The sequence below is a fragment of the Pedobacter sp. BG31 genome, assembly GCF_042464845.1.
GTDB classification, from domain to species: Bacteria; Bacteroidota; Bacteroidia; order Sphingobacteriales; family Sphingobacteriaceae; genus Pedobacter; species Pedobacter suwonensis.
Map to the genome: position 1 here is coordinate 433896 of NZ_JBHNZK010000002.1, position 17627 is coordinate 451522.

Genomic DNA, 17627 nt, shown 5'->3' on the forward strand with positions numbered 1-17627 from the left:
ACAATTTGATTTTAACTGTTCTAAATCATAGCAAGGCTAATTGCCAGAATACAACTATTTTTCTATACTTGCTCTTTGTTCGGTAGCTACGTGAACTTTCAAATTTCAGTAGCTAAAATAAATCCTATAAGTATGATATCATTATCCGCCGGCAAAATTGGTCTGGCGTCAATTTTAGCTTTGGTGTTTTCTACTGCACTAGCCCAACAGCAATCTGCAACAATCAATAAAGGCAAAAAAGTGTTAACCGGCTCACAAAGAGATTCAGTACGCAGCGTGATTTCAGCGGCGCTGATCCAGCCTTCGTGGATATTTAACAGCGACTTAATACTCTATAATACCAGTAATGCCGCCGGATTAAAAACCTATTATATTGCCGATCCTGATCATAGCAAAAGTATACGATTGTTTGACGGCAATGAACTTGTTGAACTTACATCCGCTTACCTGTCACAATCCGTACACCCTACGAAGGTAGATTTCAGTATCCAGGGTGTTTCGCCAACAGATCCAGCTATCTTATTATGCAACGTACAAGGTGTTGCGCTGCAGTATGATTTAAAAAAAGGCATTTTTGGCAAGGTTGATCCAGGTAAATCCGCCAGCAAGCCTTTTCCTGTCAAAGCAGTACCTCGTAAAGATATCTGGACATTTTATACAAAAGATGGGGCATACGGCGTTTACGCTAACAACCATAATCTCTTCTTAAAAAAATCAGGTGCTTTGGGAAAGGATTCGGTGGTTCAATTGACCTACGACGGAGATCCAAATTATTCATTCGCAAGAAAAACCGTCTCTAACCATAACAGAGGTCAACGCGGACCATGGCTGGGGGAATGGCTAGGAGATACACATATCGGCTTTGCCTTACGGTCGGATCAGCGCAAAGTGAGAGATCTGACTTTGATCAATAGTTTAGCCATGTATGCACCCGTTCGGGTAGATTATAAATACGAATTGCCTGGCGATGAGAATGTAACGCAGTATGAGTTATGGCTATTGAATGCGGATAGCGCTAAAATGCAAAAAATAAATATTGATCGTTTTCCTGATCAGGAAGTGAAAATGAATCAAAACCAGCAATCTGGGGGAATCTATTTTACGCGGGAGAGCCGTACGGTAGATACCATACAACTTTGTAGGGTAGATCCATATACCTTCAAGACTACCGTACTGATCACTGAAGTTGGAAAACCAATTCTAAACGATCAACTGCAGACTTATATGGTGATTAATGATGGTAAAGAGGTGATATGGTGGTCTGAACGCACAGGTAAAGGTGCTTACTATTTGTATGACCATACAGGTAAGCTGAAGAATGCCATTACCAAAGGTGATTTTGTTGCCGGCAATATTGTAGATGTGAATACTAAGGCGCGTTATATGATTTTGGAAGGCTTTGGCTACAAATCTGCAAATAATCCCTATCATAAAAAATTCTACAAAGTGAACCTGGATGGTTCTGGCTTTGTTGAATTAACACCGGGGCAGGGTGATCATTCCATTATGCCGTCCCTGGATAAAAAATTTATCATCGACAGCTATTCGGCTGTAGACAGTTTACCCAAATGTGAAATAAGGGATATGAATGGAAAAGTGCGGACGGTCATTCCAATGTTGGATCATCGTACTTTAACAGACTACGGTTTAAACATGCCGATACTGCGAAAAGTTAAGGCGGCTGATCATATTACAGATTTATATGGGATCATCTATACACCAGCTGATTTTGATCCTCTTCAAAAATACCCCGTGATTTGTAATGTATATCCCGGACCTCAGGTTGATGGCATACCACAAGGTTTTAATATTACGCCGAGCAACAATGCAAAACTTGCCGATCTGGGCTTTATTGTACTGCAATTTGGTTATAGGGGCTCATCGCCGCTTCGCGGACGGGATTTTTATACTTTTGGACACGGCAATTTACGTGATTATGCATTAGCAGATTGCAAGTATGTAGTAGAACAGTTGGCTGAAAGTTTTCCCTATATGGATCTAGACCGGGTGGGCATTTACGGGCATTCGGGAGGAGGATTTATGACAGCAGCGGCAATGCTAACTTATCCTGATTTTTTCAAAGTCGGGGTGTCGTCATCTGGTAATCACGATAATAACATCTACGGAAAATTCTGGACAGAAACCTATCAGGGAGTTGAGCAAACTAAACCTGCTACCGTAGACTCATCAGGTAAATTGCATGCTTCTTTTAGCAGCAGTGCACCAACTACCATAGAACTGGCTAAAAATTTAAAAGGTAGAATTTTATTGGTAACCGGCGATATGGACAATAATGTACATCCTGCAAATACCATACGTTTGGCCAACGCCCTGATTAAAAACAATAAAAGATTTGACTTAATGATTCTGCCAGGTATCGCTCATGAAGTAAGTGGCGATTATTATAGAAATTTAATCAGTAATTATTTCGTGGATCATTTAAAAAACTGGAAAGGCTTTGATGTGAATATGGTTCAATAATTTTTGGTAAAATATCTGACCAGAAGTTATTCAATCCACAAAAAAAATGTGCCGCATCAATCTTCCATTAGATTTAGCGGCACATTTTTTTATTAAGGGCAGATGAGTACCGGTGCCCATTGGCTAAGTTTTCCTGCGTAACAGGTATTCCTTACCATCAAGGCAGTTCGTATAGTATATGCCAAAACTCAGGTTATCAGTAAACGATATCATTAGTCCGTTGATCCAGTTGTGGATCTTCCGGAAACTGTCGCAGATAAAATTCTTCATAATATGCTTTGATGATGGCAGCAAGCGGTGTGGATAGCAGCGCGCCAGTTAGTCCAAACGCTGTACCCATGGCCAATAACAGAAACAGCGATGACATTGGGTGGATATTCATGGTTGAGGAGCGAAGTTTCGGCATCAAAAAATCTGAAATCAGTTCATTCAATAATAAAAAGAATACCAGGCACCAAAGTGCGGTTGCCGGGCTCACGGAGAGTGCAACCAAGGTAGGGGGAATCGCCATGATATAAAATCCGATTTTTGGGACAAGTTCAGAAAAGAAAGCCAGTGCAGCCCATACCAATGCACCCGGAACGTTCATTAAGGTTAGAAAACCATATACCAATACCGCCTCAATAGCGCCGCCAATGAGATTGGATTTCATCCAGCCCACCAGCATCACCGAAGTGTGTTTTATTGCATTTTCTGCTTTTTCCCTTTGTTTTACCGGAAATACAGTTAGATAAAGCTCGATGATCGGTTTGGGATTTCCTACAAAAAACACAACCATGCAAACAAATACAATGAATACAAAAATACCTCCCAGAATTGAAAACGAAAAGTTTCCAATTCCCATTACGGTGTTGCCAATAGAAGGTATAGCTGAAGAAATGGACGAGCCTCCCTCACTCATTTCTTTCCTCAGTTCAGGAAATTTGCGTAACAATGAATCCAGGTAACCCGATACGCTGGCGTAATACTTTGGCAGGTTACCGATCAAAACATCCAGCTGATCGCTCATGTGTGGAACCACCATCCAGCCAAGCAATGCCGTAATCCCAAAAATGATAAAAAATACAATCAAACTCGCCAGCCAGCGCTTCATCCCTTTTTTTTCAAGCCGGCTTACCGGAGCATTAATGATTAGGCCTAAAACGATAGCAAAAATACCCAGAAGCACAATGCTTAGAATTTTTAATAGAAACCAGAGCAGAATGATAAGTCCGGCCGTGTAGAGGATAATTGAAGTAACCGTCCTAAAGATTCCGTTATTTGATTTAATGTTCATGTATCAAACTAACCCTGTTTAATACAAAAATGTTTGACTGCAGCTGTAAAGTTTATGCCGCCAATTCAAATACTCTGTTCACAAAGTAAATGTTACATTTGCTGATTCAAACCACAAACCGAATATGATATGCCTGAAAATAAAATACCGGTGTGCAGCGCTGATGGATAACCCCGTTATTTAACATTATTGTAAGTTAACCATACAAGTGTACCCTATTGCTATACCTCGCCCAACTAAATTTGTTGTTAAGGTAGTTAGATTTTTACCATAGGCATTACATTAATGCTTAAACCAAATATTTATTGCACACTGATAAACAAACCTATTTCGAAATCATCATGAAATTAATAAAACACCTAATGCTAAGCATCAGCTTTGTCATGTTAAGTTTTTTGGCCATTGCTCAATCTCCTACTAAAACCGTGTGGTTAGATGAGTTAGACTTAAGCAGTGCTACCCAGGGATATGGAACCCCCAGAAAAAACAAAACAGTTGATGGCAGAACAATGAGTATAGCAGGCAAAACCTTCGAAAGAGGTTTCGGAAGCCATGCAACCAGCCTGTTAACGGTTATTCTAGATGGAAAAGCAAAATCCTTTTCTGCCATGGTGGGCATTGATGATGAAGTGAAAGGACAACAACCAGCAGCCGAATTTGTGCTTATGGGCGACGGTAAGCAACTTTGGAACAGTGGTATAATGAAAGTAGGGGAGGAAGCTAAATCATGTCAGGTTAACCTGGAAGGGATAAACAAATTAGAACTTATGGTTACAGATGGAGGTAATGGCGATTATTACGATCATGTAAACTGGGCAGATGCTAAGTTTGAGGCGATAGGGGTAAACACCTTCAAAACGTATAATCCAATTTCTTCTACCCCTTATATACTAACGCCAAAACCAGCAGCTTTTCCCAAATTTACCGGAGCAAAAGTATTTGGTGTGCGGCCCGGATCCCCGTTCCAGCATCGGGTTACGGCAACCGGTGAAAGACCTTTGACTTTTACCGCTTTGAATTTGCCTAAAGGATTGAAAATCGACAACAAAACTGGTCTTATTACCGGTAAAATTACGCAAGCGGGAACCTATCTGGTTACCTTAAAGGCGAAAAATGCCAGGGGTACGGCCGAACGAAAATTCAAAATAGTATGTGGCGATCGCATTGCCTTAACGCCTCCAATGGGCTGGAACAGCTGGAACTGTTTTGCCCATGAGGTATCTGCAGATAAAATAAAACGTGCTGCTGATGCTATGGTAAAGAGTGGGTTGATTAATCACGGCTGGACTTACATCAACATTGACGACTTTTGGCAAAACAGCCGCGATTCAAAAGACCCTGATTTACAGGGTAAATTCCGCGATGAGGCAGGAAATATCATAACCAACAAAAGATTTCCGGACATGAAAGGTCTTGCTGATTATGTACATCATCTGGGGTTGAAAATCGGTTTGTATTCTAGTCCCGGACCATGGACTTGCGGAGGCTGTGCCGGTAGTTACGGTTATGAAAAAAACGATGCCAAAAGCTATGCTAAATGGGGTTTTGATTACCTAAAGTATGACTGGTGCAGCTATGGTAACGTAATTGATGGTTTGCCGGATAATGACCCGTATAAAGTTTCATCACTATCTTATAAAGGTGGCGAAAAATTAAATACCGCTGTAAAACCATTTCAAATGATGGGAGATTATTTACGTGCGCAGCCGAGGGATATTGTTTTTAGTTTATGCCAGTACGGCATGTCTGATGTTTGGAAATGGGGCGATTCGGTACATGGAAGCGCCTGGAGAACGACTAACGATATTACCGACACCTGGTCTAGCGTAAAAAGTATCGCGCTGGCACAAGATCAGGCGGCCCATTACGCCAAACCAGGCAACTGGAACGATCCTGATATGCTGGTAGTGGGCCAGGTTGGTTGGGGAAATCCTCACCCAAGCAAGTTAAAACCAGATGAACAATATTTACACATCAGCTTATGGAGCATGTTTGCAGCGCCTTTATTGATAGGATGTGATATGGAAAAACTGGATGATTTCACCCTAAACCTGCTTACCAATGACGAGGTAATTGAGATTAATCAGGATCCGCTTGGGAAACAGGGCGTTTGTTTGCAAACTATTGGCGATTTAAGGATTTACGTTAAAGAGCTGGAAGACGGAGGAAAGGCTGTTGGTTTCTGCAATTTCGGAACAGCGCCTGTAGATATGGATTATGCAGATTTTAAAAAATTGGGGTTAAAAGGTCGTTTTAGCGTAAGAGATCTATGGAGACAGCAGCAAATAGCTACAGGAGATGCTAACACTTCAAAGATAAAGCTAAAAGTGCCGGCACATGGGGTATTATTGTACAAGTTCTCAGCTTTAAAATAAAATCTGGCGCTCTATCAGATGCCAAACGTAATTAAAACAATTTCTCATTTTGTTTGGCATCTGTTTACACTGAAAATTAACTCCATTCATGAGTTATTATTGGTGCTGCTGCGGTTGCGATCTTGCCTATAATCGCAGTTTCTTAAGGAAATAAGATTTTAGATGGCATATTTATTGTTTATGTCAGGAATCTAAAATAATTGATATGAACAGATTAGCGATAGTAGCCATTGGAATGATATTGTTCTCAGCCTGTGGAGAACGAGCCGGCAAATCGGAACAGAAAGGTAAGCAAGATACAGTAAATGTTGGAGCTGATCAGGACGGGCATGGATGTATAGGCTAAGCCGGATATACCTGGAGCAAATTGAAAAATGACTGTATACAAATTTTCAATGTTGGATTTCGATTAAATCCGGTAGCCGTTGAAAAGTACAGGGAGGTGATCAGCGCTTTTGTGCTGATGAGTGATGACCAGGCTAAAGTAGAGTTGTTTCTGCCAGATGATGATCAGCACTCCGTACTTTTAAATAAAACCGGAGATTTGATTTATGGAAATGGCACTTACCGTTATGATGCGAAGAAATCAATTCTCTACCTTAAAGATCAGGTAGTCTATAAAGGCAATGTGGAATAGCAACATTAAAATATAAATAAGCCTTTGATAAACATCACCCAACGTAGTTTCAAGTGGCTATACTATGACTGCTATTTTGTTAAAGATAAAAAATACGCCTTAAAACTCATACGTAAAAGTTCATTGAGTCTGGATTTAAGTAAATAAACGTAGATGCTATTTACGATTATGCATAAGGTAAAGTTGAGCGTAAATTTTAAATGCTTATTGTGTGGATAATAACTTAAATCATCAACTGGCTTTTAACAGTGTGAAGTGCTGAATAAATAATGAGTCCGTTGTTTCTGGGAGTTACACTCGCCAAAAAAGAAATGTCCTGTTAAATTCCTTTTTTACAAAGGAGTTGTATCTTTGGTTATCAACAGTCAAACTTGAATCCTGAACTTTCGGATACTGCCCTTTGGTCCCGCTTACTTAATGGCGAGGAAGATGCCCTGGATCAAATCTATAAGGTACATTTTCAGTCATTATACCAATATGGAATGCGCATGCTCCATCAGGAAGATGAGGTGAAAGATTGCCTGCACAACCTTTTCGTTAAACTTTGGGAAAACCGAAAAACACTCAATCCAACAACGCAGATCCGCTATTATCTGCTCGCTGCCCTTCGTAATACCATCGTTAACCACCGGACAAAGGAATCGAAATACGAGAAAGTGGAAGCAAGCGACGAATATCTTTTTGATTTAAATTTTACCCTTGAATCTGCCTATATCCGCAAAGAAGAAATAAACCAAAAGGCTGTACAACTGGCAGCAGCCATGAATCAGCTAACACCCAGGCAAAAAGAAATTATTTACCTCAAATATTTTGAAGAACTGGATTATAGCCAGATTGCAGAAATTATGGATCTGACTGCCAAAGGTACCTACAAACTTAGTGCAAGGGCATTAGATGCCTTGCGCGAGATTATGAAAGTAGATAAGACCTCATTGGTATTGTTATTACTGGAATTAAACAAGCTCCATAAATGGCATATCTAAGTGAAGTAATCAAATGGCCTTTATTTATAGTGCTGTCAGGCCATTTTTTAACAATGGAAAATATTTTTAAAATAATTTAATTTCCATGGGGTAATTTCCTTTTCTTTCTTGTTTGTATAATCGTATGGCCATCATTGGTCACACTGTTTTATGACCAAACACAACTATACTACCTTTACAACAAGCGATTTTTTAGAAGATCCCGATTTTCTGCGTTATGTAAAATATCAGCTGCCAGAAGATAGGCTTTTCTGGGAAAACTGGCAGAAGGCACAACCACAAAACCTTGCCGCATTTTCGGATGCCGAATTGCAGTTGCAACTAATGCTCAGTCCAAAGCCTTTTAAAACTTCTCTCCATTTAGAAGAAAACCTGTTAGCAGCCATTCATCAGTCTATCGCAAAGGGACACAGAAAAATAAAAATCAGCAGGCAAAAATACTTTTGGGCAGGAGGGCTGGCCGCCAGTTTAATCGTGGTATTATTTATCGGCTGGTTCCTGAATTCTACCGTGAGTATTCATACGGCTTTTGGCGAACAAAAAAAGATTGCGCTGCCAGATGGTTCTGAGGTGATTTTAAATGCCAACTCTACCTTGAGTTATCCACGGGCTTTTGCCTGGAAAGAAAACAGGGCAGTTAAACTGGAGGGTGAAGCCTATTTCAAAGTCAAACACCTCAATCATAACGCCGCTCATATCAAAGCCGGCGAATTATTTAAGGCAGAAACCAGGACTATAGAAGTGCAGGTTTTAGGTACCACGTTTAATATAAAGGAAAGACGCGGTATGGCTCATGTTGCCCTGGTTGAAGGTAGTGTGCGGGTACGGGCTGTAAAAACCGGACAGCATTACCAGATGTTTCCTGGCAATGTGGTACAGGTAAATAGTCGCAACGGTTTGCTAACGGTAGAAAAACGAGGTTCGCTACAGCAATCAGCCTGGACAGATGGTCGCTTAATCGTTAACCAAACCACGGTTAACGAAATCCTGCGGAATTTCGAAGATGTTTATGGGTACCGGGTGATTCTGGATGATCCGTCACTTGGTGAGAAAAAGATTGATGGCAGCATTTCGATCAAAAGCGAAGAGGGCTTGCTCTTTACCCTGAGCCATATTTTAAATGTAAATATCCAAAAACAAGGCAAGGTTATTTATCTCAAACGCAGATAGATGCAGGCCCATATTATCAACAAACAACCAAACTAATCAAACATGAACAAAAACTTTACCAGACCCCTTTATTTTCTACTGGTGGTATTACTGGCTTTTGGTGCTGCATTCCATGCGGCTGCGCAAGATCAGCAAATCAGCCTGCAACAGGCACTTGATGCCATTTCGAAAAAATACAAAACCAAGTTTGCTTACGAACACAGTATTGTACAGGGAAAAACAGCATCTACGGCAAGTTTGAAGGCCAAATCGGTAGATGAAGCACTGAAAAATGTATTATATCCTAACAATTTATTATTCCTTTATGTAAGCGAGGGAAATTATACCATTGTGAGCCGAGACGCAAAAGGCCTTGGCATAAACGCCCGGACTAACCTGCCTGAGGGAAGCGCAAGCAACAACAGCAGTAACGAATTTTACATCTCCGGGCAGGTTACGGATGAAAATAGTAATCTGTTGCCTGGCGTTACCATCAAATCTAACGGATCTAACCGGGCAGTTACTACCGACGGAAACGGAAAGTATTCGATTTTTGTACCAAATACGACTACGTCTGTTAGTTTTTCTTATCTGGGTTACCAAACCAGTAACTTACCGGTAACAACCAATACCAACAACTTGAATGTGTCTTTAACCCCGGCGGCCAGCAATCAACTACAGGACGTTAACATCGTTTCCAATGGTTACCAGGTATTGCCTAAAGAGCGTTCAACCGGAGCAGCATCCGGGGTAACGGCAGAAGACCTGAAAAAAATCCCGACCCCAAACGTGGTGCAGCGTTTAGAATCACTGGTGCCTGGATTAAAGGTTACCTTAAACTCTGACAACATGTTTACTTATGGAAATACACAGCAAGGTATCAATTCTTCAACCCGCGCATTAGGTAGGTCTGATTACAACATGGAAATCAGGGGCAATAATACCCTGAAGGGAGAAAGTTTTCCGTTAGTGGTAGTGGATGGTGCCATTATGGAATTAGATTTAGCTACTATCAACCCAAATGATATTGCCAATATTTCGTTTTTGAAAGATGCTGCGGCAGCTTCTATATGGGGAACACGTGCAGCAAATGGGGTAATTGTAATTACTACTAAAAAAGGTAAAACTGCGCAGGCACCAACCGTAAGTTTCTCCATGACGGCTGCCATAGCCAATCGTCCGAATTTGGGTTACCTTAAAATGATGAATGCTGCACAGACAATTGCTTATGAGCAAGATTTAGTGGCCAAAAATTTAATTTTTGCGCCCAGTGCAACCTCGGCTTTAAGTGGCCCTGTTGCTGAAGCAACGGACCTGACTTTTAAATTAAAAGCCGGAACCATCACTCAAGCCGCCTATGATTCGGCCATCAGTCGCCTGAGTGCCAGAGATAACCGTTCGCAAATAGATGATTACCTGTTGCGTCCTTCAAATAACCAGCAATACAACCTTTCTGTGAGTGGCGGAGGTAAGAGCAGCGATTATTTCTATTCTGCTTCTTACAGTAAAGAAAACCCTTATACTAAAGGGACTGAAGGCCAGCGTTTAACTTTAGCAATGAACAATAATTTCAAATTGTTTAAAGTAGCCACGTTATCTGCAAATTTCAGGGCCTCTTTCTTTAAATATAAAACCGGTGCGGTAAGCCTCACCAACCTGTTATCGCCATCAGCCAGCACCTTTATGCCCTATAGTCAATTTGTAGATGAAAATGGCAACCGTGTGGCTTATTCTACCGCTTATTATTCTGGCTGGGTAGATAACCTGCAAAACCAGGGTTTCCTGAACTGGAAATACAATGTGCTTGATGAGATGGATAACGTAGACAATTCACAAAACGAAAACAATTATAATTTCAACCTGAACCTGAATGTTCCCATCTTTAAAGGTTTATCTGCAAATGCCCTTTTTGCCAATGAAAGGAGCTTTGGTTACACTAAAAACTATTATAATGAATCAACTTTTTATTACCGCAACTTAGTAAACACCTACACCCCGATACCTACTTCAGGCAGAGCGGTAAACAGCATCGGACTGGTCCCTGGTAGTGGTATCTTAAACAATATGAATGGTAGTAATAACAACTATACCTTAAGGGGACAGTTAAATTACGACCGTACTTTTGGTAGTGATCACCAATTAACCATGATTGCCGGCTCCGAGATCCGCCAAACAAAAGCAGGACAAGGAACAAATGTGCTTTATGGTTACAATACCGGAAACGGGATTTCCAGAGCGGTAAATTTCTTTACACCTTATGCCACCGTTCAAGGTTTCAATCAGGGCTTGCCAGGTAATCCAACACAACAGGATAAGGTAAGAAGATACCTTTCTTACTACAGTAACGCCGCCTATACCTATAAAGGGAAATATACCCTTTCAGGAAGTGTGCGTTATGATGATTACAATAACTTTGGGGTAGATCGTAAATTCCGTGCTACGCCACTTTGGTCTTCCGGTTTAAAATGGGATGCCAAAAAAGAATCCTTTCTTAAAAATGAAAATTGGCTAAGCAGCTTAAGTTTGCGGGCAACTTATGGCGTAAACGGAAATATCTCCACAAACACTTATCCTTTTACCTGGATCAGTTTGGGTTCTGGCGATTTGGCTACCGGTTTACCGAATGCCAGTATTATAGCACCTGCCAATCCGGAGTTAAGATGGGAGAAAACAAATGTGGCCAACTTAGGAATTGATTTCGCCATATTGGATAACCGTTTGTCGGGTTCGGTAGACGTGTACAGAAAAAGGGGTAAAGATCTGTTTTACGAGTTCCCGATTAACGGAACCTATGGTTTTACCAGTATTTTTAGGAACACCGCTTCTTTATCGGGGCATGGTATGGAGTTCAACCTGAACGGAACTATAATCCGCGAAAAGGATTATGAGTGGAATGCCGGGCTAAATTTTGCCTATAATACAAACGAGATTACAGATACGCGTTTTATTGTCAATTCTTCTTTTCTTTCCAACCCGGCTTTCGGCGGGGTTCCTTTAGATGGTTATGCAACGGATAAAATTTTTGTATACCGCAATGCTGGATTAGATGCCAACGGATTAACACAGGTATACGACCAGAATGGAAAAAAGGTTGCTGCCAATCAGAATGTAACCTCTATTGATGCCTTAGCTTATGCGGGCCGTAAAACCCCACCATATTTTGGTAGTTTTAATACCTCATTCCGGTACAAAGCATTTACTTTGATGGCGGTAGCTACTTACCAATTTGGCAACGTTTTCATGCGCCCAACCATTTCTGCCTATCCTTCTTCCAGAACCGGTACAAAGTATGATCTTCATGAAGATATTACAAAACGCTGGACCAAAGCGGGAGATGAAGCCTTTACCAATGTACCGGGTGCAGCAGGTGCTTTAGCACCAACCAGTTTATTGCGCTATCAGCAATCAGACATCAACGTATTAAAGGGTGATTATATCCGTTTGCGTGAGTTATCACTAAGTTACCAGATTCCGGTAGAAAAATTAAAATTTATGAGGGCTGCCAATGTGGGCTTCTCGGTAAGAAATCTAGGTTTAATTTGGAAGGCCAACAAAGAAGGCCTTGATCCTGATTTTGCAGGCAGTTTAAATGCCTCTACATTGGGACTTCCTTCACCAGTATCTTATAACTTATCCCTTAATGTTAACTTTTAGCCAAAAACGATAATGAATCCAAAATATAAAATCCTTACTTTTCTTTTAGCTACTGCCGCATTGGCCGGATGTAAGAAGTTTGTTGATATTAAAACTCAGGGACAGCTGGTACCCAATCAAACCATCAATTACCGTTATCTGTTAAACAATACTTCCAATTTTGAAACGGTAGCTAACCTGTCTGATTTCGCTTCGTCGGATATCAATCTTAATGATGCGGCGCAACAAACAGCACTTTCAGGATCGCTGAATTACAATTATTTTGTAGCCAGCTATACCTGGCAGCCGGTGATCTACCCTTTAGGATCAAATATTGAACAAGATGCAAACTGGATCCGTCTGTACAATAATGTTTTGAACTGTAACACCATCATTAATGAATTGCCTGGCAGTGACGGCGCCCAGGCAGATAAAGATGCTTTAACCGCTGAGGCACTGGTACACCGCGCAGATACCTATCTGAACCTGGTAAATACCTATGCCAAACCCTACAATGCCGCAACGGCCGGAAACGATCTGGGTGTACCCTTAATCCTGTTACAAACCCTGAGTCAGAAGCTAAACCGTGCCTCCGTACAGGAGGTGTATAACCAGATCATTAGTGATCTTACTAAAGCACTCCCGGCGCTTCCAGAAACGCAAGCCTATAATACCCTTCCTTCAAAAGCTTCGGCCTATGGCGAACTGGCCCGTTGTTACCTGATGATGAACGATTATGCAAATGCTGGCAAATATGCAGATGAAGCCCTTAAATTGAGAAGTACCCTGAACGATTTGTCAACGATCACAACCGTGAGCAGTGCAAATTATCCTCGAAGAATCACAGATCCTGAAATTCTGTTATCCAAGGTACCGGTTAACAGTTCTTTGAACTTTTTTCCTACGGTATTAAAACCTAGTGACGAGTGGTTCAATTTACTAGGCACAAAAGATCAGCGTTACGCGTTATTTACCACGCCTGCAGCAACGATATCCTCCAGCTTGACCGGCAGGGTTTATACCAAAGAACGTGCGATAGGTGAGACCCGCAATGAAGGGCCTTCTGTGCCGGAGATGATGCTGATCCGTGCTGAAGCTTATGCTCGTGCCAATGATGCAACGAATGCAATGATCTGGGTAAACAACCTTCGGATTAAAAGATTTAAAACCGCAGATTATACACCTTTGACGGCCACTGATGCCAATGACGCGCTAAACAAAGTGATTGATGAGCGCCGCCGTGAATTTTTTGGCATTTCGCTTCGCTGGTGGGATATGCGCAGGTTAAATAATCAAACGAATTTTCAGCGAACTTACACACGTGTATTTAACGGCACCACGTATACGCTGGCACCAAATAGTAGCCGATATGTATTTCCAATTGCTGAATATTTCCGTTCATTGAACCCTGAACTGGAACCCAACCCATAATTATTATAAATGATATAAGGATTTAATTTTGAATCTGATTTGTCATGTTGAGCCTGTCGAAACGCCTTATAAAAATTAAAATTGCGTCTTTCGATAAGCTACCATTGACAGCATCCAAAAAAGGGCGTCATTGCGAGGGGAAACGACGAAGCAATCTATCATGCTATAGATTCTTGCTATAAAGATTGCTTCGTCGGCTGAAAAAGCCTTCTCGCAATGACGATTCTTCAAAAAGATTTATTTCCGTTAAAACCTACTGTCATTTATATTAATTTTTATAAAATAAATTATCCCTCAGGATAACATTTATACCCATAGTAAAATCTCACTTAATTAAAAAACATGTTAAAAAAAATCCTGTTTCTGCACATTTTACTGGCGTTCTCCCTTGCTGTTTTTGCACAATCACCTGCAGCGTTTAAGGTATCTCCTGAAAGGCCTGAAAGTGGTAAGTCCTTAACCATTACTTATGATGCTTCGAAGACCGTATTATCGGGTAAAAAGCAGGTAAGTGCAGTTGTTTACCAGTATATTAATTACAAATGGAAAGCTGCTGACCTAAAATTGGAAAGCTTGCAAAGCCTTTGGAAGGCAACTTTTAATGTGCCGGAAGATTGCGGCTTTCTTGGTTTTAAATTCACTTCCGGAGACCAGATCGATAACAATCAGGATCAGGGCTATTTTGTGATGTTATCTGACGCTAAGCGTAAAGGGCTGATTGCTCCGGGTGGCTATGCCGGTTGGGGCATGGCCCGTTCACCAAAATATGGCATGGATATCCCGAATTATATCAAATTTGAAGGCATCAGCGATTCGGCTACCTATCATTGGCTTAACCAGGAAATCAGTTACAATCAGCCATCAAAGTCTATGCTGGCTTATCCCTACGCTTCGGCTCTAAAAAACACTTATAAAGACAGTGCAACGCCGCGTTTACAGCGGGTAATGGCTTATTTAAAAAGGCCTGAGGCTAGTGAACTGGACTTGTTCAATGGACGCCGGATAGCACAATATCTTTTAAATGATAAAAATCTGGCTGATTCTATTGAAAAAGTCTGGGCGCAACGTTTTCCAAAAGGAAGCCTCGCCCGAATAGCGGCCTATAAAAATATTGGACAAAGCCGTGATATAGCTACAATTTTAGCTGCTTCAGAAAAGTTTCTGGAAGATTTCCCTGAATACCAAAGCAGCCCGGAAATAGATGCCCAGAATCGCATCAGTTATGGCATGGTTTATCAAAATATCATGGTGTTTGGTGCCATGCAACATCCGAACGGCAATGAAGTAGCGCATTATGTAGATTCTTTATCATTCGAAGCCCTGCCAAATGTATATTATAAGCTGATCCAGATTCCTTATGACAAAGGGAATCTCAATCGCTTAAAGGAATATTCAGATCTGCTGGTGAAAAGATTTGAATACTTCAAAATGCATCAGCCTGAAAGTATGGCTTACCTCTCGCCAATAGAATGGCAGAAAGAATATCAGCGGCTTTTTGTACTTAATGTGTCAAGGGTATACGCTGGTTTACTTAATGAGGCTGGTCTTTATGCGCAGGCACTTCGCATTACACAAGACGCACAACAAATTCAGCATTATAAGCAGGCTGCGATCAATAATGAGCAGGCTATGGCCCTTCAAAAACTGGGTAAAAGTGCTGAACTCGAAAAACTGCTGATCAAAAGCATGTTCGAAAATCAAAGTTCTACTGAAATGACGGCCATGCTTAAAGCTTCATACATCAAACGCAAAAAATCAGCTGCCGGTTTTGAGGCTTACGTAGAATCACTTAAAAATCCTGCAGATCTGCAGAAAAATCAGGAAGAACTAAAAGCCAGGATGATTAAAAAGGAAATGCCTGCATGGAGCATGAAGGATCTGAAAGGAAATACCGTTACCCTGGCCGGGCTTAAGGGAAAAACGGTTGTAATGGACTTTTGGGCCACCTGGTGTGTACCCTGTAAAGCTTCCTTCCCAGGTATGAAACTGGCCGTAGAGAAGTATAAAAACGATCCGGATGTGGTTTTCCTTTTTGTGGATACTGAAGAATATAAAGCAGGCTTCCAGGCAGAAGTGGCTAAATACATCAAAGATAATCAATATCCCTTTAAGGTTTTGTTTGATAACCAGACCGAAGGTGCTAATACCAATGATGAAGTATTTAGCCGCATAGCCAAAACTTTTAGTATTTCCGGGATTCCGCAAAAGCTGATCATTGATCGAAACGGCTATTTAAGGTTTATTTCCATTGGATACGGGGGGAGCGCGACGGCCCTGGCCGATGAAATTTCAAGCCTGATTGAACTGACCAAAAGCGCAAACTAATGGAAAGAAAAATCATCTCCTTATTTGTGCTGTTGTTATTTGGTCATTTTACATATGCGCAAAATTATCGTTCAGAAGAAGTGCTCTTTAGTTCGGCAAAAGACAGCATCACTTACGGTGGAACCTTAACCATTCCATCGGGCAAGGGTTCATTTACGGCTATCGTAATGGTTTCCGGTACGGGAAAACAAGACCGTGATGGTACCATGGGTGGGCACAAGATATTCCAGGATATTGCAGATGGGTTATCCAAAAACGGTTATGCCGTACTCCGGCTTGATGATCGGGGCGTTGGTAAAACCACCGGTGTGTACGAAAAGGCCACGACACTCGATTTTGCCAATGACGCCCTTGCTGCGGTAGCCTATCTACGCGGCCGTAAAGAAATTAACGCCAAAAAGATCGGTTTGCTGGGTCATAGCGAAGGGGGCATGGCCATCAGCATTGCAGCTGCAAACAGCAAACAAGTAGCTTTTTTGATTAGTATTGCCGGGCTGGCTTCCAACGGACTGGATGCTTTGATCAGGCAAAACCGAGATCTGGTTGCAAACGCCCAGCTGCCAGATTACGATAAAGCCCGTTCTAACCAGATCAATGAATTGATGTTTCAAACAGCCTATAAATATGTAGACTCCGCCAGTATGGAGGCAAAATTAAATGAAACCTATAACCTGTGGAAGGTAAGAGATGATGCTTATTTCAAAACGTTAAACCAACCTTTTGATCACTTCCGCTTTCCGCTATATAGTTATATGAAAGTGGCTACAAGTTCCTGGTACCGTTTTTTTATTCAATATAATGCGGTAAAAACACTTGCACAGATCAAGGTGCCTGTATTGGCTTTAAATGGTGACCGTGACCTCATGGTGGCCGGAAAGGAAAACCTGCAGCACTGGAAAGAATATACGCGACAGGGTGGAAATACCAATGTGGAAGCAGTGCTGATTCCCAATTTAAATCATTTGTTTTTGCCCTGTGTTACCTGTAACCAGACTGAAATTCCTACGATTAAAGCCGGCTTTTCAGATGTAGCCATGAAGCTTATGATTAATTGGTTAAAGAAAAAATTTTAGATAATGGCAGGGTGGCGATTTACCAGTTCAGCAAGGTAATCATGATCTATACTGAACTGGTTAATCCTGTCAAAACACCATCTTAAGCAGAGGTTGACCCGATAAAAATTTGCTGTTTGAATTGTTGGTGAAAATCTGGCAACTTCGATTTTATGTAAGATGAGCTAAATAATGCAGATTTCTTTTTAAATAATGGCCAACACCAACTTACTATCGTTTTATAGTAATATGACCTTCGATTTCCAGCAACTGGTTGGCAAAGTC

Annotated in this window: 11 protein-coding genes; 10 read left to right on the plus strand and 1 reads right to left on the minus strand. The window is 41.2% G+C overall.

What is annotated here, in order from left to right:
- The first annotated feature begins 132 nt into the window (after positions 1 to 132).
- Positions 133 to 2481 carry a prolyl oligopeptidase family serine peptidase gene (locus tag ACFE6N_RS05035; protein WP_378934415.1) on the plus strand — a complete coding sequence of 783 codons (2349 nt, stop codon included), beginning with the start codon at positions 133 to 135 and terminating at the stop codon, positions 2479 to 2481.
- 196 nt (positions 2482 to 2677) lie between these two features.
- Here the strand turns inward: ACFE6N_RS05035 and ACFE6N_RS05040 are convergent, their stop codons facing one another.
- A complete protein-coding gene (locus ACFE6N_RS05040; RefSeq protein ID WP_378934417.1) occupies positions 2678 to 3757 on the minus strand; it encodes an AI-2E family transporter in 1080 nt (359 codons plus the stop codon).
- A gap of 305 nt (positions 3758 to 4062) precedes the next feature.
- On the opposite strand from ACFE6N_RS05040, the gene ACFE6N_RS05045 reads away from it, so the two are divergent.
- The 9 genes from ACFE6N_RS05045 (at position 4063) to ACFE6N_RS05085 (ending at position 17363) form a co-directional block, all read left to right on the plus strand.
- On the plus strand, positions 4063 to 6132 hold the full coding sequence (locus tag ACFE6N_RS05045) for an NPCBM/NEW2 domain-containing protein (RefSeq protein ID WP_378934419.1): 2070 nt from the start codon (positions 4063 to 4065) through the stop codon (positions 6130 to 6132).
- A 205-nt stretch (positions 6133 to 6337) separates the two neighbouring features.
- Positions 6338 to 6478 carry a hypothetical protein gene (locus ACFE6N_RS05050; protein WP_378934421.1) on the plus strand — a complete coding sequence of 47 codons (141 nt, stop codon included), beginning with the start codon at positions 6338 to 6340 and terminating at the stop codon, positions 6476 to 6478.
- A gap of 21 nt (positions 6479 to 6499) precedes the next feature.
- Positions 6500 to 6769 (plus strand): hypothetical protein, encoded by a 270-nt coding sequence (locus ACFE6N_RS05055; RefSeq protein ID WP_378934423.1) that lies wholly within the window; start codon positions 6500 to 6502, stop codon positions 6767 to 6769.
- Positions 6770 to 7140: 371 nt separating this feature from the next.
- On the plus strand, positions 7141 to 7752 hold the full coding sequence (locus tag ACFE6N_RS05060) for an RNA polymerase sigma factor (RefSeq protein WP_378934425.1): 612 nt from the start codon (positions 7141 to 7143) through the stop codon (positions 7750 to 7752).
- A gap of 150 nt (positions 7753 to 7902) precedes the next feature.
- On the plus strand, positions 7903 to 8922 hold the full coding sequence (locus ACFE6N_RS05065; RefSeq protein ID WP_378934427.1) for a FecR family protein: 1020 nt from the start codon (positions 7903 to 7905) through the stop codon (positions 8920 to 8922).
- Between the two features lie 42 nt (positions 8923 to 8964).
- Complete coding sequence (locus ACFE6N_RS05070; protein ID WP_378934429.1) at positions 8965 to 12555, plus strand: SusC/RagA family TonB-linked outer membrane protein; 3591 nt, start codon at positions 8965 to 8967, stop codon at positions 12553 to 12555.
- A 12-nt stretch (positions 12556 to 12567) separates the two neighbouring features.
- The gene (locus ACFE6N_RS05075; protein WP_378934431.1) at positions 12568 to 13965 is read left to right on the plus strand and encodes a RagB/SusD family nutrient uptake outer membrane protein; all 1398 of its coding nucleotides are present in this window, start codon (positions 12568 to 12570) and stop codon (positions 13963 to 13965) included.
- Between the two features lie 342 nt (positions 13966 to 14307).
- Complete coding sequence (locus ACFE6N_RS05080; protein WP_378934433.1) at positions 14308 to 16290, plus strand: TlpA family protein disulfide reductase; 1983 nt, start codon at positions 14308 to 14310, stop codon at positions 16288 to 16290.
- Positions 16290 to 17363 (plus strand): alpha/beta hydrolase family protein, encoded by a 1074-nt coding sequence (locus tag ACFE6N_RS05085; RefSeq protein WP_378934435.1) that lies wholly within the window; start codon positions 16290 to 16292, stop codon positions 17361 to 17363. The genes ACFE6N_RS05080 and ACFE6N_RS05085 overlap by 1 nt, the downstream gene beginning before the upstream one ends.
- Positions 17364 to 17627 lie beyond the last annotated feature (264 nt).